General features: G+C 65.5%; 18 protein-coding genes and 2 pseudogenes. 6 read left to right on the top strand and 14 right to left on the bottom strand.

Translation table 11 applies throughout. The features are described 5' to 3' along the window. Positions 1–56 precede the first annotated feature (56 nt). Entirely contained in the window at positions 57–1,232 is a 1,176-nt protein-coding gene (locus tag RZA67_RS01185) for an acyl-CoA dehydrogenase family protein (protein ID WP_317210695.1), read from the bottom strand. 64 nt (positions 1,233–1,296) lie between these two features. Then, positions 1,297–2,061, bottom strand: coding sequence for a polymorphic toxin type 15 domain-containing protein (locus tag RZA67_RS01180; RefSeq protein ID WP_317210694.1), 765 nt, complete (start codon positions 2,059–2,061; stop codon positions 1,297–1,299). A gap of 344 nt (positions 2,062–2,405) precedes the next feature. Here RZA67_RS01180 and RZA67_RS01175 point away from each other — a divergent pair, with 344 nt between their 5' ends. Both RZA67_RS01175 and RZA67_RS01170 read left to right on the top strand, forming a co-directional pair. Further along, positions 2,406–4,082 carry an electron transfer flavoprotein-ubiquinone oxidoreductase gene (locus RZA67_RS01175; protein ID WP_317210693.1) on the top strand — a complete coding sequence of 559 codons (1,677 nt, stop codon included), beginning with the start codon at positions 2,406–2,408 and terminating at the stop codon, positions 4,080–4,082. Positions 4,083–4,088: 6 nt separating this feature from the next. Next, complete coding sequence (locus RZA67_RS01170) at positions 4,089–4,478, top strand: c-type cytochrome (protein WP_317210692.1); 390 nt, start codon at positions 4,089–4,091, stop codon at positions 4,476–4,478. Between the two features lie 41 nt (positions 4,479–4,519). Here the strand turns inward: RZA67_RS01170 and RZA67_RS01165 are convergent, their stop codons facing one another. Further along, complete coding sequence (locus RZA67_RS01165; RefSeq protein WP_317210691.1) at positions 4,520–7,648, bottom strand: transporter substrate-binding domain-containing protein; 3,129 nt, start codon at positions 7,646–7,648, stop codon at positions 4,520–4,522. Between the two features lie 169 nt (positions 7,649–7,817). Between RZA67_RS01165 and RZA67_RS01160 the strand changes: the two genes are divergently transcribed. Then, positions 7,818–8,456 (top strand): response regulator transcription factor, encoded by a 639-nt coding sequence (locus RZA67_RS01160; RefSeq protein ID WP_317210690.1) that lies wholly within the window; start codon positions 7,818–7,820, stop codon positions 8,454–8,456. A 58-nt stretch (positions 8,457–8,514) separates the two neighbouring features. On the opposite strand, the gene RZA67_RS01155 is transcribed toward RZA67_RS01160, so the two are convergent. Next, the gene (locus RZA67_RS01155) at positions 8,515–9,219 is read right to left on the bottom strand and encodes a YjjG family noncanonical pyrimidine nucleotidase (RefSeq protein ID WP_317210689.1); all 705 of its coding nucleotides are present in this window, start codon (positions 9,217–9,219) and stop codon (positions 8,515–8,517) included. Between the two features lie 71 nt (positions 9,220–9,290). After that, positions 9,291–9,458: a hypothetical protein gene (locus RZA67_RS01150; RefSeq protein ID WP_317210688.1), complete on the bottom strand. Its 168-nt coding sequence runs from the start codon at positions 9,456–9,458 to the stop codon at positions 9,291–9,293. Positions 9,459–9,616: 158 nt separating this feature from the next. On the opposite strand from RZA67_RS01150, the gene RZA67_RS01145 reads away from it, so the two are divergent. Beyond that, entirely contained in the window at positions 9,617–9,991 is a 375-nt protein-coding gene (locus RZA67_RS01145; RefSeq protein WP_317210687.1) for a response regulator, read from the top strand. 156 nt (positions 9,992–10,147) lie between these two features. Here RZA67_RS01145 and RZA67_RS01140 read toward each other — a convergent pair whose 3' ends face one another. The 4 genes from RZA67_RS01140 to RZA67_RS01125 form a co-directional block, all read right to left on the bottom strand. Continuing rightward, a complete protein-coding gene (locus RZA67_RS01140) occupies positions 10,148–12,370 on the bottom strand; it encodes a methyl-accepting chemotaxis protein (protein ID WP_317210686.1) in 2,223 nt (740 codons plus the stop codon). Positions 12,371–12,641: 271 nt separating this feature from the next. Next, positions 12,642–13,334, bottom strand: coding sequence for an aspartate/glutamate racemase family protein (locus RZA67_RS01135; protein WP_317210685.1), 693 nt, complete (start codon positions 13,332–13,334; stop codon positions 12,642–12,644). Between the two features lie 101 nt (positions 13,335–13,435). Next, a complete protein-coding gene (locus RZA67_RS01130) occupies positions 13,436–14,629 on the bottom strand; it encodes a heparan-alpha-glucosaminide N-acetyltransferase domain-containing protein (RefSeq protein WP_317210684.1) in 1,194 nt (397 codons plus the stop codon). A gap of 117 nt (positions 14,630–14,746) precedes the next feature. Then, the gene (locus RZA67_RS01125) at positions 14,747–16,072 is read right to left on the bottom strand and encodes a chloride channel protein (protein ID WP_317210683.1); all 1,326 of its coding nucleotides are present in this window, start codon (positions 16,070–16,072) and stop codon (positions 14,747–14,749) included. Between the two features lie 422 nt (positions 16,073–16,494). On the opposite strand from RZA67_RS01125, the gene RZA67_RS01120 reads away from it, so the two are divergent. Next, a complete protein-coding gene (locus tag RZA67_RS01120; RefSeq protein ID WP_317210682.1) occupies positions 16,495–18,009 on the top strand; it encodes an N-acetylmuramoyl-L-alanine amidase in 1,515 nt (504 codons plus the stop codon). A gap of 195 nt (positions 18,010–18,204) precedes the next feature. Here the strand turns inward: RZA67_RS01120 and RZA67_RS01115 are convergent. From RZA67_RS01115 to RZA67_RS01095, 5 genes and pseudogenes are all read right to left on the bottom strand, one after another. After that, a pseudogene (locus RZA67_RS01115) lies at positions 18,205–18,528 on the bottom strand (chloride channel protein); the annotation flags it as partial. Positions 18,529–18,708: 180 nt separating this feature from the next. Continuing rightward, complete coding sequence (locus tag RZA67_RS01110) at positions 18,709–20,955, bottom strand: methyl-accepting chemotaxis protein (RefSeq protein WP_317210681.1); 2,247 nt, start codon at positions 20,953–20,955, stop codon at positions 18,709–18,711. Between the two features lie 249 nt (positions 20,956–21,204). Then, entirely contained in the window at positions 21,205–21,873 is a 669-nt protein-coding gene (locus tag RZA67_RS01105) for an IS3 family transposase (RefSeq protein WP_317210680.1), read from the bottom strand. Positions 21,874–22,029: 156 nt separating this feature from the next. Continuing rightward, positions 22,030–22,343: pseudogene (locus RZA67_RS01100) on the bottom strand (DUF1153 domain-containing protein). Positions 22,344–22,521: 178 nt separating this feature from the next. Then, the gene (locus RZA67_RS01095) at positions 22,522–23,106 is read right to left on the bottom strand and encodes a DUF2585 family protein (RefSeq protein WP_317210679.1); all 585 of its coding nucleotides are present in this window, start codon (positions 23,104–23,106) and stop codon (positions 22,522–22,524) included. A 14-nt stretch (positions 23,107–23,120) separates the two neighbouring features. Here RZA67_RS01095 and RZA67_RS01090 point away from each other — a divergent pair, with 14 nt between their 5' ends. After that, positions 23,121–23,711 carry a sterol desaturase family protein gene (locus RZA67_RS01090; RefSeq protein WP_317210678.1) on the top strand — a complete coding sequence of 197 codons (591 nt, stop codon included), beginning with the start codon at positions 23,121–23,123 and terminating at the stop codon, positions 23,709–23,711. The last annotated feature ends 16 nt before the right edge of the window (positions 23,712–23,727 follow it).

Raw genomic sequence — 23,727 nt, 5'->3', positions numbered from 1 at the left:
GCTTCTGCCCGCCGCGCCGGACTGCGCGCACGTGACGTTGCCACCCAGGGCGCCGCTCAGAACGCGCTGATGCCGGTCAGCTCGCGTCCCACCACCAGCTGGTGCACGGTTTCGGTTCCCTCATAGGTGATCACCGATTCCAGATTCAGCGCATGCCGGATCGCGACATGCTCGGTGGTGATCCCTGCGCCGCCCAGCAGGTCGCGGCACTCTCGGGCAATGTCGATGGCCATGCGGCAGTTGTTCCACTTGGCCAGGCTCACCTGCTGCGGTTGCAGACGACCCTGCTGTTTCAGGCGTCCCAGCTGCAGAGCCAGCAGCTGCGCGGTGGTGATCCGCCGCGCCATGTCGGCCAGCTTGATCTGCGCGCTCTGCGTGGCCGCCAGCGGGCGCCCGAACAGAATCCGCTCGCCGGCGTGCGCCAGCGCCTCCTGCAGGCAGGCCGTTGCTGCACCAATCGGGCCCCAGCTGATGCCATAGCGCGCCTGGTTCAGGCACGACAACGGTCCCTTTATGCCTTTCACCCCCGGCAGGCGGTTCTCATCGGGAACGCGGACGTCGTCGAAGAACAACGCCCCGGTCTGCGAGGCCCGCAGGCTCATCTTGCGGTGGATGTCCTGCACGCTGAAACCGGGCATGCCCTTTTCCAGCACAAAGCCCTGCACGCCTTCGTCGGTCTGCGCCCAGACCACCGCCAGGTCGGCGATAGGGGCGTTGGTGATCCACATCTTGCTGCCGTTGAGGCGCCAGCTGCTGCCGTCACGCACCGCGCGGGTGCGCATGCTGGAGGGGTCCGAGCCGCCGTGCGCCTCGGTCAGGCCAAAGCAGCCGATCAGTTCACCGCGCGCCATCGCCGGCAGCCACTGCTGGCGCTGCGCATCATTGCCGAAGGCATGAATGGGGTACATGCACAGCGAGCTCTGCACCGACACGAAGCTGCGCAGGCCTGAGTCTCCCCGTTCCAGCTCCTGACAGATCAGGCCGTAGGCTACCGGCCCCAGCCCGCCGCCGCCGTGTTCGACCGGCAAGGTCGCGCCCAGCAGACCGAGGCTGGCGATCTCGGGAATCAGCTCGGCCGGAAACCGTGCGTCGTCGAACGCCTGTCCGATCAGTGGCAGCACACGCTGGTCGGTGAAACGGGCCACGCCGTCCTGGATGGCGCGTTCTTCATCGTCCAGCAGGGAACGTACATCGAACAGATCATGCGGACTCAGGCCCATTGAACGGCTCACCGGCAGAAAGAGATACCGGCATTGTCGTCGCTGCGCCCAGACAGGTCGAGCCACCTGGCTGCGGCTAATCGCCGCGTTCCAACAGCCCATTCATGTGGCAATAGCTGCGCGCTTCCTCGGCCACTTCAGCAGCGGCACGGTCCAGTTCCTGCACGCGCGTGAGGGCGCCGCGCCGCGCGTGGCTCCACTGGCGGCCGATGGTGGAGTTGACCTGGCCGTCGCCAAAACCCGCAATCTCGTCACGTCCGCCCGCCACCAGGTCAGGGTTGTGCAGGGCGTGCAGCGTGCGCATCGCCCGCTCCACCTCGCGCTCGGCCTGCTGCTGCGCCTGCGCGGCGTCCAGCCCCTGCGCCAGCAGACTCCGGGTGTGTTCCTGCAGAAGCCGTTCGCGCTCGGCGCTGCGCGCATGCCGGGCGACGTTGCGGTTGCGCTGCTGGGGGCCGAAGCGCGCGCGTGCCTGCAGATACTGCTCCACGGTGAGCGCGTTGAGTCCCTCCTGCTGACCGGCAAGCTGCTTGTCGAGCTCGTCGAACTTGCCCGGCGGCAGCTTCTGCGTGGAAAAGCGCAGCCGCAGGCAGGGCATTGCCGCCATGCCGGCCTGCGCTTTTGCCTGCAGCGCGCGCACATGCCGCACGGCGTGCCGCAGCTGGGCCTCGGCGTAACGCGCCGCGTGCTGGCTGCCGAGTGCGATGATCGCGGCGGCCAACAGGCTGACGCGTGCAGCGGGACACAGCAGCGCGGCATGCGCTTCGTCGGAAGACACGCCGCTGGATGCTTGGCAGTCGCCGTAAGGGGCAGCAACTTCACGGATGTAGAGTTCGTAGGGCATCGCGCATCCCCCGTGCCACCAAGCACCTCCAGCGTATGCAAGGAGCCCGGCAGGGGATGGCGATACCGTGCACATAATGCAGAAGGCGCCGAACAAGCAATCGTTTCGCCTCTGGCGTTGCAGCTTCTCAATGCCAAGGCCCGGGGCCTGGGCACCTCACCGCGTTCGCTGCACTGCAGCACGCAAACCAGTGCATTTCTCAAGCGGCACGCGCTCTAGGCGCGAACAACGCATCCCGGTAACCTGCAGGATTCAAACAGTCGTTTCGCCACCGCAGCACAGGCGATTCCCAGGCAACCGCCGGTCAGTCCGCACCACCGGCCTACCCAAGAGTCAGGTATTTCATGAGCGTTGAAGCCACCGAACTGTCGCCGCGAGAAGTAATGGAATTCGATGTCGTCGTCGTCGGCGCAGGTCCGGCCGGCCTGGCCACCGCCATCCGGCTGCGCCAGCGCGCGGTCGAGGCGGGCACCGACCTGTCGGTGTGCGTGCTGGAGAAGGGCTCCGAGCCTGGCGCGCATGTGCTCTCCGGCGCGGTGATGGACCCGCGCGCGCTGAGTGAACTGTTTCCTGACTGGGCCGAGCGCGGCGCGCCGCTGAAGCAGGCGGTCACCCGCGACGAGTTCCTGTTCCTCAGCGAGACCGGCGCGCGCAGCACGCCGCAGGCGTTGCTGCCCGAATGCTTCCACAACGAAGGCAACTACATCGTCAGTCTCGGTGAGGTAACCCGCTGGCTGGCGCAGCAGGCCGAGGCACTCGAAGTGGCGATCTTCCCCGGCTTTGCTGCGGCCGAAGTGCTGTATGGCGAGCAGGACCAGGTGATCGGCGTGGCCACCGGCGACATGGGAATCGAGAAGGACGGCACGCGCGGCCCCAACTTCGAGCGCGGCATGGCCCTGCATGCGCGCTACACGATTTTCGCCGAAGGCTCACGCGGCCATCTGGGCCGGCAGCTGATCGCCCGCTATCAGCTCGATGCCGGCAAGGACCCGCAGTCCTACGGCATCGGCATCAAGGAACTGTGGCAGATCGACCCGGCCAGGCACGAGCCGGGCCTGGTCGTGCATGCCGCCGGCTGGCCGCTGGACAGTGACACCTACGGTGGCTCCTTCCTGTACCACGCTGAAGGCGGCAAGGTCGCCATCGGATTCGTGGTCGGTCTGGACTACCGCAACCCGTGGCTGAGCCCGTTCGAGGAGTTCCAGCGCTTCAAGACCCACCCGGCGATCCGTCGGCACCTGGAGGGCGGCAAGCGCATCGGTTACGGCGCACGTGCGCTGACTGCCGGTGGCCTGCTGTCGCTGCCGAAGACCGTTTTCCCCGGCGGTGCTCTGGTCGGCTGCGAGGCCGGCTACCTCAATGCCAGCCGCATCAAGGGCAGTCATGCCGCGCTCAAAACCGGCATGCTCGCTGCCGATGCCGCCTTCGACGCGCTGGCCGCCGGCCGTCAGCATGACGAGCTGGATGCCTATCCGAAGGCCTTCGAGGCCAGCTGGCTGCACGCCGAGCTGCAGCAGGCCAAGAACTTCAAGCAGTGGTTCAAGAAGGGCCGCAACATGGCCACGCTGATGACCGGTGTCGAGCAATGGCTGCTGCCGAAGCTGGGCATCCGCAACCCGCCGTGGACCCTGCATCGCGACAGGCCGGACCATGCCTGCCTTGAGCCGGCTGCGCAGCATGCGCGCATCTCCTACCCCAAGCCGGACAACGTGCTGACCTTCGACCGGCTCAGCTCGGTATTCCTGAGCAGCACCAACCATGAAGAGAACCAGCCCAGCCACCTGACCCTGAAGGACCCGTCGATTCCGGTGGCAGTGAACCTGGCCGAATATGCCGGCCCGGAAGCGCGGTACTGCCCCGCGGGCGTGTATGAGTTTGTCGGTGAGGGTGGCAGCGAGCGGCTGCAGATCAACGCGCAGAACTGCGTGCACTGCAAGACCTGCGACATCAAGGACCCCACCCAGAACATCGTGTGGGTGACGCCGCAGGGTGGCGGCGGCCCCAACTACTCGGGCATGTAAGCGGCCATGCGGTTGTCTGTGCCGCTCTGGCTGCCGGCGCTGCTGGCGCTGGCCGGCTGTGGCGCGCAGGTCCCGCTGGACCCTGCGCAACAGCAGGCCCGCGAGCGCGAGCGGGCCTTCGAGATCTGCGCCGGCTGCCATACCGTGCATGCCGGCGGCATCCACCGCTTCGGGCCGAACCTGCACGGCGTGCTTGGCCGGCGTGCCGGCAGCGTGGCCGGCTACCCTTATTCGGCCGGCATGCAGCAGGCCGACATCGTCTGGAGCGAGCAGACACTGGACGCCTTTCTGGCCTCACCCACCCGCAGCGTGCCGGGAACGCGCATGTACAACGCGTTCCCGGACCCCGAGCGGCGCCGACTGGTCATCGAGTACCTGAAGGAACACGCCCGGTAACGACGGCCCATGCCGCGTCGTCGGACGCGGCCCGGCCCCGCTTACCCCTGCGGCGGCGTCAACCAGCGCAGCAGGCATTCGCGCAGCTGCGCCAGCGACAAGGGCTTGAGCAGCACCTCGTCCATGCCGGCATCGTGACAGCGTCGCTGGTCATCGGCCAAGGTGCTGGCGGTCAGCGCCACGACCGGAAGCCGTGGCCCACCGGTGCGCCCCTCGCGTTCGCGCAGCAGGCGGGTGAACACGTAGCCGTCCATCACCGGCATATGACAATCGGCGATAACCAGGCTGAACGACTGACTGGCGAGCAGGTGGAGGCCTTGCCGGCCGTCACTGGCCAGCACATGACGCACCCCCAGCTTTTCCAGCCGCCAAGCCATCATCGCCTGCGCCACCGGGTGGTCTTCCAGTACCAGCACGTTGGCCTGCTGCAGCGCGACGGGCAGCGGCTCGGCGCCCTGCCCGCCAGGCAGCGCTGCGGCCACGTCGTCGTCACTGGCCACCAGCAGCTGCAGCACGACCTCCACCTCGGTACCGCGACGCGGGACGCTGTGCACCACCATCTGCCCGCCCATCAACTGCACCAGGCGCTGGCTGATGCTCAGACCCAGTCCGGTGCCGGCCATGCCGACCGGCAGCACCGCAGCGGGATCCTCCAGTGGCTGCAACGCCATGCTCAGCTGTTCCGGCGCATAGCCCTCACCGGTATCGACCACACTCAACCGAACCGACTGCAGGCTGGGCGAGCTGGCATCAAGCACATCCACACGCAGGATCACGCTGCCCTGCCGGGTGGTGGTAAATGCATTGCCCAGCAGGTTGTACAGCACCTGGCGCAGGCGTAGACCGTCGACCTCATGCACGGTGGCCAGACGTGGGTCCACCTTCACCAGCCAGTGCAGCCCCTTGCCGCGCGCCGTGCCCTCGAACTGCTGCTGCAGCGCTTCAAGCAGCGGCCGCAGTGGCATCGGCAGCGGATCCAGACGCAGCGCGCCGGCGTCGATCTTCGCGTAGTCCAGGATGTCATCGAGCATCATCTGCAGGTTCTGCGCGGCCGACTCGGCCAGTTCCACCTGACGGCGCTGCTCGGCCGTCAGCTGTCCGTGGGCCAGCATCTCCAGCATGCCCAGCACGCCGCTCATCGGTGTGCGGATCTCATGGCTCATCACCGCCAGGAAGCGCGCCTTGGCAGCCACCGCCTGCTCGGCCGCCGCCTTGGCGTCCAACAGTGCATCTGCCTGGGCCCGCGCCTCGGTGACGTCCACCCAGTATCCACTCCATGTCACGGTACCCGCTTCAGTGGCATAGGGCTGCGCCTGGCTGCGCACCCAGATGCAGCGCCCGTGTGGGGCGGTGCGGTACTCCATCGCCAACGGGCTGAACGTACGTGCCGCCTGCTGCACTCTTTCTTCCACCGCAGCACGGTCACGTTCGTCGATGCATGCCAGCAGGGCACCCACATCGGCCATCGCCTGTGTCCGGTTGATGCCGAACAGCGCCTGCAGGTCACCGGCGATATACGGGAAGGAAATCTCACCGTCGACACTGCGCCGCATCTGGTAGATGACCGCGGGCAGGTTGCTGGTCAGATCCTCAAGCCGCTGTTCCCGCTGCCGTCGCTCGACCAGCTCGCCTCGCAACCGCCACCAGCCCAGCAGATGGACCACCAGCGCGGCCAGCAGAAGCAGCGCCAGCGGCACCGCCCAGCCCAACCACACCGGCCAGTCCTGACGGGCATGCGCGTCGCTGGCCAGCCAGGCGTCACGCAGGGCCTCACGCTCGTTGGGATCCATCTGCTGCAGCACACGGTCAAAGGTGGTCGCCAGCGCAGCATGGCGGCGCTTCACCGCCAGCGCGATCGGGTCGTCGAACCCGGCCGGCGCTGCCACCTGCAACACGTCGGCGAAGCGGTCGCGCAGCAGCCGGTCCACGGCGGCAAGATTGCCGACGTAGGCATCGGCTTCGCCATCGCGCAGCCGCTGCAGTGCCTGTTCGGTGCTGCGGGCCGCGACCACACGCGCCTGCGGTGCGGCCTGCAGCACCTTGCTGCGCAGGCGGTCAGGGTCTGAAAGAAGAACACGTTTGCCGTCCAGGTCGTCCAGGTCGATGACACCCGTGCTGCCGCGCCGGGTGACGATCACATTGGGCACCTGGATGAAGGGCTGGCTGAACACCCAGTCATCGCCGAGGTAGGTCGAATCGGCTGGAACACCCATCACCGCATCGAGCTGCCCGCTGCGCATCTTTTCACGCACTTCGTACCAGTCGTGGCTGGTTTCCGGGGTAAGCGTGGCGCCGGCTGCCACCAGTCGCTTGAGATACACGCTGGCCAGACCATCAGGCCGGCCGTCGGCATCGGCAAAGGAGAGCGGCGCCGCATTGGGCGCAAACCCGATCTTCAGCGGCGTGCTCAACGCCCGCTGCTCGGCCTGGTCCAGCGCGCGTCGTGCCGCGGCAGACCATACCGGCGGCTGCAGCCAGCGGTGTTCCATCCGCGTCCGCGTTGCCGCTGGCAGGGCCGCCAGCGCGCTGTCCAACAGTTCCAGCAGCTGCGGACGCGAGGGCACCACGCCCAACCGCAACGCCTCTTCCGGCAGATCGCTGGGCCGCAGCAGCTGCAGGCCGGTGAGCTGGTGGGTCCGGATCAGCTGGCTGGCCACGAACGCATTGCCGATGTAGACGTCCGCTTCGTTGGCCTGCACCTGCTGCAGCGCCTGCAGGGTGCCGCTGGCCTGCAGCTGGCGCGCCGCCGGGAAGCGTGCGCGCACACTGGGGCCGGTCAGGAACCCCTGCTCGGTGACCACGCGCAGGTCGACCAGATCCGGATCTTCGGAGGCGCGCAGATCGTCGGGACGCCCTACCACGGCCATCGGCGAACGCGCGTAGGGCGCGGTGTACAGCAGGCAGCGATGGGCAGCACCACCAGCGGCGATGTTCATCACCACATCGATTTCACCCCGGCAGGCGGCATCGAGCACATGCATCCAGTCCGGATAGCGCCGATACTCCACCTTCATGCCCGTCGAGGCCGCCAGTTGCGACAGCAGATCTGGAGCAAATCCGTTGACCTCCCCGTCCTCGATGAACTCGAAGGGCGGCCACCCACTGTCGTAGACCCCCACCACCAACGTCGGCTGTGTTTCACCCGCGTCGGCGCCGGGCGCCCCCTGCATCACCGGTGCAGCCCACGCCAGCGCTGGGATCAGCCACAGAAGGACCCCAATCCACCAATACCCCTGTTTCCTTGGGTTCGTGCGCACGTGGTTCGCTCTCCATAGAATGGGCAAATCGCCTCCAACTGCTGTCATCCAGCTTTCCGACCGCCCCGGGCCATACTAGAACATGACGTTACGCATCATCATTGCCGACGATCATCCCGTGGTGCGCTTCGGAGCACGCTCGGTCATCCATGCCAGCGGCGTGGGCGAGGTGGTGGCCGAGGCCAGCTCCGCGCAGGAACTGCTCGCCTTGCTGGGATCCCAGCCGTGTGACCTGCTGGTCACCGACTACTCGATGCCCGAGAGCAGCTCCCCTGACGGCTTTGCGATGATCAGCATGATCCGCCGCCACTATCCCGACCTGCCGGTGCTCATGCTGAGCGTGTCGAGCAACCTGGCCATCCTGCGCATGGTGCGCGAGGCCGGGGTGCTGGGCCTGGTCGACAAAGGCTCGCCGATGGACGAACTGCCGGCGGCGATCCGCAGCGTCCACCGCGGCATCCCGTATGTCAGCCAGGCACTGAAGGAACGTGTGGACGCAGCCGGCAGCACCTCGATGGACGAGCATCAGGGCCGCCCCCTCTCGCCGCGGGAGGTGGAGGTGGTGCGACTGATCGGCAAGGGCATGGCGATCAAGGACATCGCCGCCATGCTGCACCGCAGCGCCAGCACCATCAGCCGCCAGAAGGGTGATGCCATGCTCAAGCTCGGCCTCAACAGCGACGCCGAACTGTTCGACTACCTGCGCGACGGCCAGCTCTGAAGCCGCCTGCGGCGTCCTCTGGTGATAGAGCCTTGAGCAGCTGAGCCGGCTGATGGGGCTACTTCAGCTGGCTGGCCAGAGTGTGCAGACTGGCCACTTCCCAGGTGGGGCGTACGGTGGTCGGGTTGTCCAGACCGGCCGGATTGAACCAGCAGCTGTCGATGCCGAACCGGTTGGCACCGAGCACATCGGCCTCCAGACGGTCGCCGACGATCACCGTATCAGCCTTGGAGAATGTGCTGAAGCGGGCACTGGCATAGGCGAAGAAGCGCACGTCCGGCTTGGCGTATCCGCAGGCTTCCGAGGTGGCAACGAAGTGGATCCACGGCGCCAGCCCCGAGGCGGCGATGCGCCGCGTCTGCACTGCTTCGATGCCATTGGTGATGATGCCCAGCTCGCCCACGGCCGCCAGCTGCCGACACAAGGCTTCTGCACCCGGCACCAGCACAACGGTCTGCGGCAGCAGCTGCAGGTAGACTTCGCCGGCCTGATGGGAGTCGGCGTCCAGGCCAAAGGCTGCGAACGTGCGCGCAAAGCGCTGCCACTTGAGTGCGTCCTTGCTCACCTCGCCGCGTTCGAGCTGGCTCCACAGCGCGGTATTTTCCAGCTGATAACGCGCATACAGGTCGTGCAGCGGAGCATCGATCTGCAGGGCCTGCAGGGTGCGCTCGAACGACAGGCGCTCGGAGGCCCTGAAATCGAGCAACGTATCGTCAAGGTCAAACAGAAAACGGCGGTACTTCATCGGCAACGCAGGCAGCATCCACGGTGGCGCAGGGTACGCCAGCGCCTATGAGAGGCCAAGCGGCGGCGCCGTCACCAGCGCGCGGTCGTTCAGTCAGCGCCCACCAGCTCCCGTCCGGCCTGGGTCAGATCGATATCACCATCTTCAGCCTGGACCGCCAGGCCATGTTTGACCGCCCACGTAGCGTCCTCGGCCGAAACCGGATCGGTGGCGAGGATGGCGCGCAGGATGTCCAGCTGCTGTTCGGAAAGACGCATGCGGCGACTCCTTGGGGGATGTACCTGCATGCTGCCACAGCGCGCGCAAGCGCGGTGCATGCACGCTTTCGCGTCATGCACACAGCACGCAGCCAGTGCCTTTATGCCAGGCGTACCAGACTGGCAGCCACTCAACATACCAACGTCGGGATCTCACCATGCAGATGCATCATGACGCCCAGCCCGGTGGCTGCCGCCTGCTGCTGGTTGAAGACCAGGTGGACCTGGCCCTGCTGGTCGAGATGGCATTGACCGACCGCGGCAACCAGGTCACCCATGCCCACGGCGTACGCGAGGCGTTGGCGTATCTGGACGATGCGCAGTTTGACGGTGCCATTCTCGATATCGAGCTGGGCGACGGGCTGGTGTATCCCGTGGCCGATCGGTTGGCCGACCTCGGCATTCCCTACCTGTTCGCCTCGGCGGGGCACGGTCACACCCTGCCCCGCCCGCACCAGCACGCACGCTTTCTGGCCAAACCCTTCCATATCGATGCCCTGCAGGGCGCGGTGAAGGACGTGGTGCACTGCTGAAGGCATGTGTGGGCCCCGTCTCGTCCCGGCAGGTGACGACCGTTGGTCGTCACGCTTTCCGACCCCGATCCGCCCTGGCCCCGGTAGGTGACGACCGCTGGTCGTCACTCTCCCCGGCCCTGCCAACCAGCTCCATCGTGCCGTTCAACAGGCCGCTCAGAACTCCTGCCAGCTGCCCTCCTCATCAGCAATTGCAACCGCCAGTGCCGGCGCCCGACGTGCTGCCGGTTTCGCTGCCGGCCTGGTCACAGCAGTGGCCACCTTCGTCGCCGCCGACAGCGGCGCCGGCGGTGGCACCGCGGCCGCCGTCGCCCCCCCTGCCGACAACTTGAACTGCGCTACCGCACCGGACAACGCCACCGCCTGCTCCTCCATCGCGCGCGCCGCAGCCGTCGCCTCTTCCACCAGAGCCGCGTTCTGCTGGGTGGTTTCATCCAACTGCATCACGGTCTGGCCGACCTGTTCGATGCCCGCCGACTGCTCCTGCGAGGCAGCTGAAATCTCGGCCATGATGTCGGTGACCCGCTGCACCGAGGTCACGATCTCGCTCATGGTGTCGCCGGCCTTGTCCACCAGCCCCGCACCAAGTTCCACCTTGGCCACCGAGTCCTCGATCAGGCCCTTGATCTCCTTCGCAGCGGCCGCCGAGCGCTGCGCCAGCGTGCGTACCTCGCTGGCGACCACCGCAAAACCGCGGCCCTGATCGCCTGCACGTGCCGCTTCCACTGCCGCGTTCAGTGCCAGGATGTTGGTCTGGAAGGCTATGCCGTCGATGACCGAGATGATGTCGGCGATCTTCTTCGACGAGGTTTCGATGGCACGCATCGTCACCACGACATCCTGCACCACCTTGCCGCCATCGGAGGCCACGGTGCCCGCGCCGATGGCGAGCTGGTTGGCCTGGCGTGCATGCTCGGCATTCTGGCGCACGGTGGAGGTCAGCTCCTCCATCGAGGCAGCGGTCTCTTCCAGGTTGGCCGCCTGCTGCTCGGTGCGCCGTGAGAGATCGTTGTTGCCGCTGGCGATTTCCACCGCCGCCGTGCTGATGCTGCCTGCAGCGGTCTGGATGCTGCCGATGATGCCGGTCAGCTGACCCACGGTGGTGTTGGCATCATCACGCATGCTGGCAAACACGCCCTGGTATTCGCCTTCCATCCGCATGGTGAGGTCGCCGCTGGCGATCGACTTCAGCAGTGCGGAAAGCTTGCGCAGGTTCTCGTCGCTGACGTGCATCATCATGTTCAACCGCTCGACCATGCCCCGGAAGTCGTGGTCGAAGGCGGTCTCATCACCGCGCTGGCTGAAATCACCTGCCGCGGCGGCCGAAGCCAGCTGATGGATCTGCTGGTTGATCGCGGCCAGGTTGCGCTTGGTGGTGGTCATCGCTTCGGTGAAACGGGCCTTGTCACCCGGCAGCGGCTCCATGTCCTGCGACAGGTCACCGACTGCGTAGCTTCCCATCACATCGACGATGCGCTCGGTCAGCGCCACGCTGCTGCCGACCAGCGTGTTGGTGTTCTCGGCGATCCTGCCGAAATCACCCGGGAACGCCGTGGCGTCGATGCGGTAGCCAAGCTCGCCGGCGTCATGGCGCTGCGCCATGGTCTGCTGCGCGGTGGAGAATGCACGCAGACGGCTGCTCATCTCATCCATGCCGGTCAGCAGCTGACCGGTTTCGTCGCGGCTGCGTGCACCGCTGACCACGTCAAAGCGGCCGTCGGCAATCGCGCGCGATACGTCCATCGCACTGCGCAGCGGTCCAACCAGGCTGCGCGTGATGGACCATGCCATCAGCATGCCGATCACCACGGCCAGCAGCGCAAAGCTGATCAGCACGGTGCGCGTGGAGGCCAGGGCGGCTTCGACGGTCGCGGCACTGGCGGCATTGTGCTGTTCCTGCAGGGCGACAGCATCCAGCAGCGCCTTTTCACGTGCCAGCATCAGGGCTCGTCCTTCACCGTAGAGCAGTGCCTTGGCACCATCATCATCATTGACCTTGGCCAACTCGATGATGCGGTCGTGCATCGCCACGGCCGGCACGCGCGTCGCCTCGATGCGGTCTCGCGAGGCCTGCCCCTCGGCATCGGTGACAATCGCGTCCAGTGCTTTCTTTGCCGCAGCGTACTCGGCACGCGTTGCCTGGATGTTCGCCAAGATCGCCTCACCGTTGTCCGAGCCGTCCAGGATCATGTCGCGCAGGTTGCGCTCGTTGACGAAGTTCGCCTTGCGCATCGTGTACAGCTGCTGCACCTGGCGGTCATTCTCCGCCTGGATCCGGGTCTGATCGTTGATTTCGCCAGCGCGGTAGATGGCCAGCGATGACGATGCAATGAGCAAGACCAGCAGCACACCGAAGCCCAGTGTGAGCTTCGCAGCCACTTTTAGATTCCTGAAGTATTCCATTGCATCGCTTCCATGGTGACGAGGGGTGGATACGCGCTCTATCGGCCCACTGTCGCCAAACCTGAAGCCACTGTGAAAATCGGCGACAAAATGTCGCAGGGTCTGTCCCGGGACATGGCTTGAAAGGGCCTTGAAGCGCCTCGGCACGGGGCCGGGCCTCGGTTCGGCATGCCGAGCGTCCGACCTGACAGACCCAGGACCGCGCCGCGTGGGCGTGGCCCGACGGCATTGCTCTCTGCAGCCCGACTCAGCCCTCCAGGCTGCGTCGTGCCGCCGCTTCGGCGTGCAGCGCGGTGGTATCGAACAGCGGCACGGTGGCATCGGTCTGACCGACCAGCAGCGCGATTTCGGTGCAGCCCAGGATGATGCCCTGCGCCCCTGCCGCGACCAGCCGGGCCATCACCGCGCGGTAGACCGCCCGCGATGATGCGTCGATCACCCCTTGGCACAGCTCGTCGTAGATGATGCGATGCACGTCGTTGCGGTCATCGGCCTCGGGCACCAGCACCTCAAAGCCGCGCGACGCCAGGCGTGCGCGGTAGAAGTCCTGCTCCATCGTGAACCGCGTTCCGAGCAGACCGACCCGGGCAATGCCCGCCCCGGCCAGCGCGGCCGCCGTACCGTCGGCGATGTGCAGCAGCGGCAACGGCGTCGCCGCAGTGATGGCATCGGCGACCTTGTGCATGGTGTTGGTGCACAGCACGATGAAGTCCGCGCCACCGGCATGCAGCGAACGCGCGGCTGCCGCCATCGCCTGTCCCGCCGCGTCCCAGTCTCCGGCGCGCTGCAGCACTTCAATCTCGTGGAAGTCCACGCTGTGCAGCAGCACCTTGGCCGAATGCAGCCCGCCCAGCGTGTCGCGGATCGTCTCGTTGATGCGGCGATAATAGGGCAGCGTGGATTCCCAGCTCATCCCGCCGATGAGGCCAATGGTCTGCATGTGTCTGTTCTCGTGGGCTGCGGAGTCGAACCACGCACGCGCAGGTGCATCGGCTCAGCAGCACGATAGCCTATGCCGCAGGCGACCACGGCGCCCAGTGCTCAGAAGTACTTCAGCCAGGCGATGTCGCGCCGCGCGGCCTTGAAGCGCGAGAACCACGCCGTGGGCAGATACAGCGGAATGAGCAGGGCCACGTACCAGACGAGCACCCAGCCGTAGTTTTCGACCCCGAACACACTGCCCTGGGTCGGTCCCCAGATCGCGTAAGCGCTGTGATACAGCACCCGCAGCACGCTGAGGTGCAGCAGGTAGAAGAACATCGGGGCACCGCCGAAGACCGACAGCATCGCCAGCACGCGGCCCTCGCGCAGGCGTTCGAAGCCGGCCAGCAGCAGCGCGCCGATGCCCAGCGTCAACAGCAGGAACAGCAGCGACGGCGGGTACTTGGTGAGTGCGAGGAAGCTCATCAGCGTGCGCATCGCGTCACCGTCCACCACGAACCATGGCGTGTCGCCGTAGCCGTTCCACCACCGCAGCAGCACGAAGGCCGCCAGCATCACGCCACCGAGCTGCAGCAGGCGCCGCCGACGCACGCGCGTGTCCACGCCAGGGCCGAACCACGGCCCGATCGCAAAGCCGAGCAGAATCACCCCGATCCACGGCAGCACCGGATAGGTGGTCTTGGCAACGAAACCAAACGGCAGGGCGATCACATCGCGCTGGTGCAGCATCGCCCAGAGCACGAAGAACGGGTCATCCGGACCCAGCGTGATGGCATCAAGCAGGTTGTGCCCGCATACGATCAGCAGGCCTGCGGCCAGCAGCAGCCGGCGCGGCAGACCCATCAGCATCGCCAGCGCGATCATGCATACGCCGATGCACCAGATCACCTGCAGCCAGAACGTCGGCGCCGCGATGCCCCAGTACAGCTCGGAGAGGAAGAAGACCTCCAGCGCCATCAGTACCAGGCCGCGCTTGACGAGGTAGGTGCGGGTTTCGGCCAGCGTATGCCGAGTGCTGAACAGATACGCCGAGACGCCGGTGAGCGCTACGAAGATGGGCGCGCAAAGACTTACCGCAAGCCGCGCCCAGTACATCGCCGGCAGCGCCGTGGTCGCATCGATGGGGTCGGCGACCGGCACGTGCAGGAACCAGGTTTCGCGCAGATGATCGAGCAGCATGAGCACCATCACCAGACCACGCAGCGCGTCGATGCTCTGCAGTCGAACGCCGCGCGGGGCAGGCACGGCGGCGGTCGGCACGCCGACCAGCGTTGAACGGGGTGCAGCGGGCATGCGGTCTCCTTCACGACTCCATGGCGCGGCAAGCCAGAGCCGCCACGGCCCGCAACGTTATAATATTTCAGGCGCAGCCTACAAGCGCACAGGCATGTTGCGTTGCCCCTGCCGCGCTCAGCTCCGGGGCTTGGAAGAAGGCGCCGTTGTTGCCAACAGCTGCTCGGCCAACCCGCGGTAGATCGGCACGCGGCACACCAGCCCCGAGGCGCCGCGCGCGATGAGCACGGTGGCCAGGATGGGCAGCAGCAGGTCGCCGCTGTCGGTGAGTTCCAGCGAGATCACCGCCGAGGTCAGCGGCGCCTGGGTGACACCGGTGAGGTAGGCGCACATGCCCAGCAGCACGAACGCACGCGGGTCCACGCCCGGCATCAGCACGGCCAGGTTGTGGCCGATGCCAGCGCCAACCGCCAGCGCCGGTGAGAACAGGCCACCGGGAATACCCGCGACATAGGAAGCCAGATTGGCGAGCAGCTTCATCAGGCCGAACTCGTGCCCCACCACCGCCTGCCCCTGCACCAGGCTGCGCGCCTGCTCGTAGCCGGTACCGAACGCGCCGTTGCCAAACACCAGCGCCAGTCCGACGACCACCAGGCCACACCCCGCCGCCAGCAGCACGGGATGGCGCTGGCGCAGCCGGCCCAGCCACAGCGGATGGCCGGCCACCGTGGCCAGCACCATGCGCGCGAACAGTCCACCCAGCAGCCCTGCCACCACGCCGCACAGCACGATGGCCGCCCAGCCCTGCCCCAGCGGCAGACGTGCGCTCACATGGCCGAAATAGGTGTAATTGCCCAGCAGACCCAGCGACACCACACCGCCGACGATGACCGCCGTGAGCAGCGTGCCGGAGAAGCGGTGCTCGAAGCGCCCGCTCAGTTCCTCGATGGCGAACACGATGCCGGCCAGCGGCGTATTGAACGCCGCCGCAATACCGGCCGCACCGCCAGCCAGCAGAAAGTGCGAGAGCTCGCGCGGGTCCTTGAAGCCGAACCAGCGGCCAAACAGATACATCAGGCTGGCACCCACGTGCACGGTGGGGCCCTCTCGCCCTACCGAGGCGCCGCCAAGCAGCGACAACGAGGTGAGCAGCAGCTTGCCTGCCGACACCGCCGGCGACAGGTTGCTGCGGCGGAACGCCGCGTCGGGCGTGTCCAGCGCCGCGATGACCTGCGGAATGCCACTGCCCCGGGTGGGCCGCATCGCACCGCTGGTCAGCCACGCCAGCAGGGCGAAGATGCCCGGCGTGAGCAGCAGCGCCCACCATGGCGAGTGCGCGATGACCCGCTGGAACAGCGCGAAGGCCGCATCGCTGGCCTTGGCGAACAGGATGGCGATCAGCGCAACCGCCACCGCACCCAGCCACAGCGCCGCACGGCGACGCCAGGCCTCGCTGTGAAGCAGCGCGGCCAAGTGGGCGCGGGAGATGCGCGGCGGGACCATGGCGCGGAGTATGGTCCTTGCTGCGCGCGCAGAACAGGCGGTTGTGCGGCCGCTGGCGTTGCGGAACGTGGCTGGAGCGAGCGCCCTGCTGGTCGGTCAGGTTCTTCAACGCCATGACTGCACTCATACGCATATCGAGCGCGTGACGCCGCCTCGGAACATGAGGTGCCCGATGAGAGTCGTGGTGCGGCACGACGCAGTTTGCAGCATTGCTTATGGCGCACCGCGCGCAGTCTTCGGCACTCTGGATGATGAGGAAGCGCGGGAAGAGAGAGGCCCTGACTCCTCCCTCCGGCAAGGCGACCGACCAGTTCTCGCTCGCACCGTGAGATCAAGCAGAGCGCCTCTCGGCGATGTTGGTCAGAGCATCCCGTTACGCATCCATCCAGAAATTGAACAATGAACGACTACGGATCATCGGAATGAAAACAGTTGCGGCCCTGCTGCTCGCGCTCACGTCCAGCGCACCGCTTTCTGCATTGGCAGACAACCTTCACACGCCAGCAAGGCGAGCTCCTGAACTGCCCACATCTGAACGGGCTGAAGTTGAAACGTTACTCGACAGGGAGTTGCAGCAAGCCGTGGAAAGCGAGCCCCTGCTCCCGGGGCAGAAGAAAGTCGTGATCACGACTACCCTGAACCCGGGGAACAGGGAAATGCTGATAGATCTCGGACGCGATGCTGTGCCGGCTACTGCGGGCGCCGCATCAGAACGCCAATGCCATTTCCTGATGACCGAGGCGATCTCCATCCTCAAGGACGCGGTGCGTATTGATGGCTATACCTGTACGTATGGGGGCAAGGACATCTTTTACTACCACCCGGACTTACCCGCAACGACACCGGCAGCCGATACAACCAAGGAAGAACGGCAGGACGGTCCGCCCGTCGTCGTGATGGTATCGGCCGGGCATGGCTATTTTTACAACGGTGTCAGCCGCCAGTGGGAGACGCGCCGCCCGTTGATGAACGGCATGCGGGAGGACTTCGTCACCCCCTATTTCGCCCGTGACGTAGCAGCAGACCTGATCAACAAGTCTCATATGAGCGTAGCAAAAGCGCGTACCAACGAGGCCACAATCCACGCACCGAGCAATCAACCATGGTGGAGAATGTCAGCCCGAACCTGGCTGGAGAGCCAGTATCCGGACAATCCGGAGATATGGAACTCATTGAACAATGATAACGATCCAGATGGGCATGAAGACGACGACATCCGCGCACGCCCACTCTTTGCCAACCATGTAAACGCCAGCTACTCGTTGCACATTCATACCAATGGCTCGACGAATACTTCGATCCGTGGAACTTTGGGATTTTACCAACGAGATCGCCAGGATGATGCGCGGTTTGTCGCTCGCATGCTGTGTTCAATGAAGGAGACCATTCAAGCACACCCCTTCTACAGAAACTGGAGCGTCGACTTACAACCCAGATACGGAAATTACGGCGAACTGCGCCTAACTGACCCATCCAAAAGGGCGGCGTTGATCGAGGTGGGGTTCCACAGCAACGCCCAAGATGCAACGGCACTGAAAAGCGAAGCATTTCGGACTGCAGCAGCAGCAGGCATGGCAAAGGGTATCAGGCTGTACCATGAAGGCAAAAATTGCGAAACATTCAAAATTGATTCAATACCAGACGTGATTGGAAGCGTTAACACACCTTTCAGCTACCTGATTTCCTACTCGGGCAACCCAACGTACCCGGTGAAAGTGTACTCGCAGCCCGTCTCATGCCCTTCAGGCTGGAGTTGCTCACGGTTTCATCGCACGGTGAACTCTCCGACCCGCTCACCTATAACCCAAGAGATCAACTGCTCCAGCAATAACGTCGGTCAGTCAGGCACCTTCCGATACAAGCGTTGGTTGGTGGACGCTGACGGTGTCTCGACTGCTCCGTTTGAACAGACGTACACGTGCAATGCGGCGATGTGACACGGCTGTGCAACGGCGCTTCGTGGCAGGGTTATGTGTCCCTCCTGCTGCGGTGTATGCAGGAGTATTCCGGAAGGACAGGGAGCTTAGTGCAGGCATTTGACTGAGCTGGTCGACTACAACTTACGATGGCGAACATGATGTCGGCCAGCGGCGTATTGAACGCCGCAGCGATGTTTGCCGACACCGCGGCGAGAGGTTGCTGCGGCGGAACGCCGCGTCGGGCGTGTCCAGCGCCGCGATGACCTGCGGAATGCCACTGCCCCGGGTGGGCCGCATCGCACCGCTGGTCAGCCACGCCAGCAGGGCGAAGATGCCCGGCGTGAGCAGCAGCGCCCACCGTGGCGAGTGCGCGATGACCCGCTGGAACAGCGCGAAGGCCGCATCGCTGGCCTTGGCGAACAGGATGGCGATCAGCGCAACCGCCACCGCACCCAGCCACAGCGCCGCACGGCGACGCCAGGCATCGCTGCGCAGCAACGCGGTCAGGTGGGCGCGGGAGATGCGCGGCGGGGTCATGGCGCAGAGTATGGTCCTCGCCACGGGCGTAGAACAGGTGGTTGTTCGGCCGCTGGCCTTGCGCAACGTGGCTGGAGCGGGTGCCCTGCTGATCGCATGGGCCCCGGTAGGTGACGACCGTTGGTCGTCACTGCCTCTGGCCCTGCCGGCCAACATACCCCCAACCACACAACAGACCGCTCAGAACTCCTGCCAGCTGCCTTCCTCGCCGGCCGTGGGCAGCGCCAGCGCACGGCGCGGCGCCGGATTCACGGCCGGCTTGACCTCTGAGGTGGCCGCCTTCGACACCGACGGCAACAGCGCCACAAGCTTCCCTTCTGCCCTCACTGCGGTCGCTGCGTTTGTCGACAACGTAAACTGCGCCACCGCCGCAGACAATGCCTCCGCCTGCTCCTCCATCGCGCGCGCCGCAGCCGTCGCCTCTTCCACCAGCGCCGCGTTCTGCTGCGTGGTCTGATCCAGCTGCACCACGGTCTGGCCGACCTGTTCGATCCCCGCCGACTGCTCCTGCGAGGCAGCTGAAATCTCGGCCATGATGTCGGTGACCCGCTGCACCGAGGTCACGATCTCGCTCATGGTGTCGCCGGCCTTGTCCACCAGCCCCGCACCAAGCTCCACCTTGGCCACCGAGTCCTCGATCAGACCCTTGATCTCCTTCGCCGCAGCCGCCGAGCGCTGTGCCAGCGTGCGTACCTCGCTGGCGACCACCGCAAAACCGCGGCCCTGATCGCCCGCACGCGCCGCTTCCACTGCCGCGTTCAGTGCCAGGATGTTGGTCTGGAAGGCAATGCCGTCGATGACCGAGATGATGTCGGCGATCTTCTTCGACGAGGTTTCGATGGCACGCATCGTCACCACGACATCCTGCACCACCTTGCCGCCATCGGAGGCGACGGTGCCCGCGCCGATGGCGAGCTGGTTGGCCTGGCGTGCGTGCTCGGCATTCTGGCGCACGGTGGAGGTAAGCTCTTCCATCGAGGCAGCGGTCTCTTCCAGGTTGGCTGCCTGCTGCTCGGTGCGCCGCGAGAGATCATTGTTGCCACTGGCGATTTCCACCGCCGCCGTGCTGATGCTGCCTGCAGCGGACTGGATGCTGCCGATGATGCCGGTCAGCTGACCCACGGTGGTGTTGGCATCATCGCGCATGCTGGCAAACACGCCCTGGTACTCGCCCTCCATCCGTGCGGTGAGGTCGCCGCTGGCGATCGACTTCAGCAGTGCCGAAAGCTTGCGCAGGTTCTCGTCGCTGACGTGCATCATCATGTTGAGCCGCTCGACCATGCCCCGGAAGTCGTGGTCGAAGGCAGTCTCATCACCGCGCTGGCTGAAATCACCTGCCGCTGCAGACGAAGCCAGCTGGTGGATCTGCTGGTTGATCGCGGCCAGGTTGCGCTTGGTGGTGGTCATCGCCTCGGTGAAACGGGCCTTGTCACCCGGCAGCGGCTCCATGTCCTGCGACAGGTCGCCGACCGCGTAGCGTCCCATCACATCGACGATGCGCTCGGTCAGCGCCACGCTGCTGCCGACCAGCGTGTTGGTGTTGTCGGCGATCCTGCCGAAATCACCCGGGAATGCCGTGGCGTCGATGCGGTAGCCAAGCTCGCCGGCGTCATGGCGCTGCGCCATGGTCTGCTGCGCGGTGGAGAATGCACGCAGACGGCTGCTCATTTCATCCATGCCAGCCAGCAGCTGACCGGTTTCGTCGCGGCTGCGGGTGCCGCTGACCACGTCAAAGCGGCCGTTGGCGATCGCACGCGATACGTCCATTGCTTTGCGCAGCGGCCCAACCAGGCTGCGCGTTATGGCCCACGCCATCAACACGCCGATCGCCACGGCCAGCAGCGCAAAGCTGATCAGCACGGTGCGCGTGGAAGCCAGGGCGTGTTCGACGGCAGCAGCACTGGCGGCGTTATGCTCTTCCTGCAGCGCGATGGCATCCACCACTGCCTTTTCACGGGCTGTCATCGACGCCTGCCCCTCACCGAAAAGCAGCGCCTCGGCGCCAGCGTCGTCACCACGCCTGACCAGCTCGATGATGCGGTCATGCGTTGCCACCGCCGGCCCGCGCATCGCCTCTATCTGGTCGCGCACGTTCTGCCCTTGGGCATCGGTGGGGATGGCGTCCAATGCCGCCTTGGCCTTTGCATACTCGCTGCGCCCGACCTGGATGTTGGCCACCATCGACGCCAGGTTGCGCGAACCGCTCAGGATCACGTCGCGGAGCATGCGCTCGTTGGTGAAGTTCACCTTGCGCATCGCATACAACTGCTTGACCTGCTGGTTGTTCCGCGCCTGAAGGTCGGTCTGGCGTTGGATCTGGCCGGACTGATAGATGGCCAACGATGACGAGGCAATGAGCAGGGCCAGCAGCACGCCGAAACCCAGCGCGAGTTTTGATGCAACTTTCAGGTTGCCGAAGTATTTCATGACAGTGCTTCCACAGTGACGAGAGATCGTTACGCGAAGTAACGGCCACCCTCCCGGCAAGCTGTAGACACTATGAACTATGGAAATTCGAGCCTTGAAGGACCACGCCTATGACAGCAGCTGGCCAGCACGTGCGCTGGTACGTGCAGGGCTTTATCAGGCTGGCGCGACGCGCATCGACAGCAGCGAACCGAGCGTAGCTGCGCAACGATAGATTGAGCTTTAATGACCCACCGCTTTCTGCTCAGGTCACGCGGTTAATGTAGCGGCATAAGCCGCATCTGGGGTCATAATCTTCAGCGCCTGATGCGGACGCTGTTGGTTATAGAAGGCGATCCAGTCAGCAATCACCCACAGTGCGTGGGTCTGGTTCTCGAAGCGATGCCGGTGCGCGCATTGCTCTTTGAGCGTCCGGATCACGCGTTCGACCATCCCGTTCTGCTGCGGGCAGTGTGGGGTGATGAACTCCTGCTTCAGACCACAGCTACGCACCAGTCGCGTGCAGTCGCGACTGGTGAACACCAGCCCGTTGTCCGAGCGAAGCAGGAACGGCTCCCGCACTCGCCCCAGCGTGCCGTAGCGCGTGATCAGGGCCTGCTCCAAAGCAGCCGAGGCTGCACTCGCCTTGCCAGTGCGCGACAGGTGCCAGCCAAGCAGTTGGCGCGTGCTGCAGTCGATCACCAGTGCCAGGCTGAGCCAACCGTCCTTTCCGCCCCAGACGCGGCACAGATCGGTCGCCCAGCGCTGGTCCGGCTTTTCGGCACAAGAGATCTTCGCCTCGATGCTGGGACGCTGGCCAAGGGCACGCTTACGCACCTGCCAGCCTTTCAACTGGAAGATCCGCTGCACGGTGTTTTTGTTCATGCCAAGCAAGGCGGCGACGGTGCGATAGCCAAAGCTCGGCTCGGCCTCGATCATCTGTTTTCATGGGCTCGGCAAGCTCAGGCTTCACCTTCGCAGGTGACCTGGTCGGCTTGTAGTACGTCGTGCGGCGGGCAAGGCCGAGCCACTGGCACAGCTCGGTCCTTGGAACGGAAACGCCTTCGTCCTTCAGTCCCCGCTGGACCGAGAGCGTCAGCTCTCGTCCTTTCCCAGCAGGGATGCCAGCTCTTTTCGGGTACGGATCTCCGGCATGGCCTAGCCGTAGGCTTCCTGCAGGTCCTTGAGTTGCCGCTCGTATTGCTCGCGAACGTCCTCGGGCTTGGCCCGCAGAGCGTTCTCCATACCGCGCTTGCCGTCCTCAACCCAGCTTTCGATCTCCGCTGGGGCCAGGTCGAACTGCCGGCTGGCAGCGGCCACCGTCGTCTCGCCCTGGATGATCTCAAGGACCAGCGCCGACTTGCGCCGGCCGTCCAGCGCTTTATCTCTTCTTCCATCATTTCGCTCATCGGTGTCTCCTTCGGGAAAAGCAACACCTGAGCAGGAAATCAGTGGTCATTTCAGAGGGGCCAAGAAGAGTCGGTGCTGGGGCAGCTCCCTTTGCTCTTCAGATCAAGCACTGCGTTCACAAGGCGCGGAACAGTCAAGAGCGCTGCGACCGGAGCAGGCATGGGGGCGCGTGCACCGCTAGGGCGCCAGCAGGCGCACGAGGGTCAGCAGCCAGCCATCCTTGATGACCAGCGAGACGGCCAGTTCCAGCAGCGCCACCAGCACCAGCGTGCTGCGCCAGCCCAGGCGGCTGGCCGCCCAGAAGCCGCACAGCGTGAACAGGCTGTCGGCCAGCGAATTGACGATGCTGTCGCCGAAGTAATCCGGTGCAACGCTGCCCGCATTGGAGAGCAGCGCAATGAGCGCCTGCGTATTCTCCACCATTTCCCAGACAGTGCCGCTGATCAACGCCACCAGCGCCCGGTCGCGCAGGCGCCATTGCGGGCGTATCCACGCCAGCACCATGGCCACCGTCATGCCGAACCCCAGGTGCAGCAGCGAGTACCAGTCGGCGATGTGCTGTGAATTGTGCGGAGTGCCCAATGGCGGCCACAGGAATGTATCGCCCCCGCTGCACAGCAGCGGGCGTTGCATCCAGAGCAGCCAGACCACATGCACGGCCACCAGCGCCACTGCGCTGCGCCGCCGTCGCTGGAAGGTCCATTCCACGGCGCTGTTGAGCCAGCCGTAGGCCGGGCGGCCGAGGTCGGGCACGCCGCTCATGCGGCAAGCCGTGCGTGGCGTGGCCGACCGTCACCCGGGGCCTGCGCGCGGCTGCTACGCTTGGCCCCTTCCTGCCCCTGTCCTGCGCGCCTGTGAGCCTGACCATCAACACGCTTGTTTTCCTGGCCACCCTTGCTGCGATGGAAGGCGTGGCCGCGCTCGTGCACCGCTACATCATGCACGGCTGGGGCTGGGGTTGGCATCGTTCGCACCACGAGCCGCGCCACGGAACCTTCGAGCGCAACGACCTGTACGCGGTGTTCTTCGCAGGCATCGCCATCGCGCTGATCTACCTGGGCTGCCAGGGCTGGCATCCGCTGGAGTGGATCGGCGCGGGAATGACCGCCTACGGCCTGCTGTACTTCGTCGCCCATGATGGCCTGGTGCACCGTCGCTGGCTGTTCCGCCACGCGCCGCGCAGCGGTTACCTGAAGCGGCTGTACCAGGCCCATCGCATGCACCACGCGGTGGAAGGACGACATGGTTGCGTGTCCTTCGGCTTCCTGTGGGTACCGAAGATAGAGACCTTGAAGGCCGAACTGCGCCGCCTGCACGGTGGCCCGGTGCGGCGCGCGTCGGCGGACGCGGAAGACCGCGCCGACTGAACCGCACTGTCCTGGC

Source organism: Stenotrophomonas sp. C3(2023), assembly GCF_032911385.1.
Taxonomy (GTDB): Bacteria; Pseudomonadota; Gammaproteobacteria; order Xanthomonadales; family Xanthomonadaceae; genus Stenotrophomonas.
This window is presented reverse-complemented; position numbering and strand designations above follow the sequence as displayed.

Excerpts from the sequence above, each read along its gene's own strand:
- RZA67_RS01125 (WP_317210683.1), bottom strand. The coding sequence starts at position 16,072 with ATGGTCCCGCCGCGCATCTCCCGCGCCCACTTGGCCGCGCTGCTTCAC.
- RZA67_RS01150 (WP_317210688.1), bottom strand. The coding sequence starts at position 9,458 with ATGCGTCTTTCCGAACAGCAGCTGGACATCCTGCGCGCCATCCTCGCC.
- RZA67_RS01135 (WP_317210685.1), bottom strand. The coding sequence starts at position 13,334 with ATGCAGACCATTGGCCTCATCGGCGGGATGAGCTGGGAATCCACGCTG.
- RZA67_RS01160 (WP_317210690.1), top strand. The coding sequence starts at position 7,818 with ATGACGTTACGCATCATCATTGCCGACGATCATCCCGTGGTGCGCTTC.
- RZA67_RS01180 (WP_317210694.1), bottom strand. The coding sequence starts at position 2,061 with ATGCCCTACGAACTCTACATCCGTGAAGTTGCTGCCCCTTACGGCGAC.
- RZA67_RS01105 (WP_317210680.1), bottom strand. The coding sequence starts at position 21,873 with ATGATCGAGGCCGAGCCGAGCTTTGGCTATCGCACCGTCGCCGCCTTG.
- RZA67_RS01155 (WP_317210689.1), bottom strand. The coding sequence starts at position 9,219 with ATGCTGCCTGCGTTGCCGATGAAGTACCGCCGTTTTCTGTTTGACCTT.
- RZA67_RS01110 (WP_317210681.1), bottom strand. The coding sequence starts at position 20,955 with ATGAAATACTTCGGCAACCTGAAAGTTGCATCAAAACTCGCGCTGGGT.
- RZA67_RS01145 (WP_317210687.1), top strand. The coding sequence starts at position 9,617 with ATGCAGATGCATCATGACGCCCAGCCCGGTGGCTGCCGCCTGCTGCTG.
- RZA67_RS01170 (WP_317210692.1), top strand. The coding sequence starts at position 4,089 with ATGCGGTTGTCTGTGCCGCTCTGGCTGCCGGCGCTGCTGGCGCTGGCC.
- RZA67_RS01120 (WP_317210682.1), top strand. The coding sequence starts at position 16,495 with ATGAAAACAGTTGCGGCCCTGCTGCTCGCGCTCACGTCCAGCGCACCG.
- RZA67_RS01165 (WP_317210691.1), bottom strand. The coding sequence starts at position 7,648 with ATGCAGGGGGCGCCCGGCGCCGACGCGGGTGAAACACAGCCGACGTTG.
- RZA67_RS01130 (WP_317210684.1), bottom strand. The coding sequence starts at position 14,629 with ATGCCCGCTGCACCCCGTTCAACGCTGGTCGGCGTGCCGACCGCCGCC.
- RZA67_RS01175 (WP_317210693.1), top strand. The coding sequence starts at position 2,406 with ATGAGCGTTGAAGCCACCGAACTGTCGCCGCGAGAAGTAATGGAATTC.
- RZA67_RS01095 (WP_317210679.1), bottom strand. The coding sequence starts at position 23,106 with ATGAGCGGCGTGCCCGACCTCGGCCGCCCGGCCTACGGCTGGCTCAAC.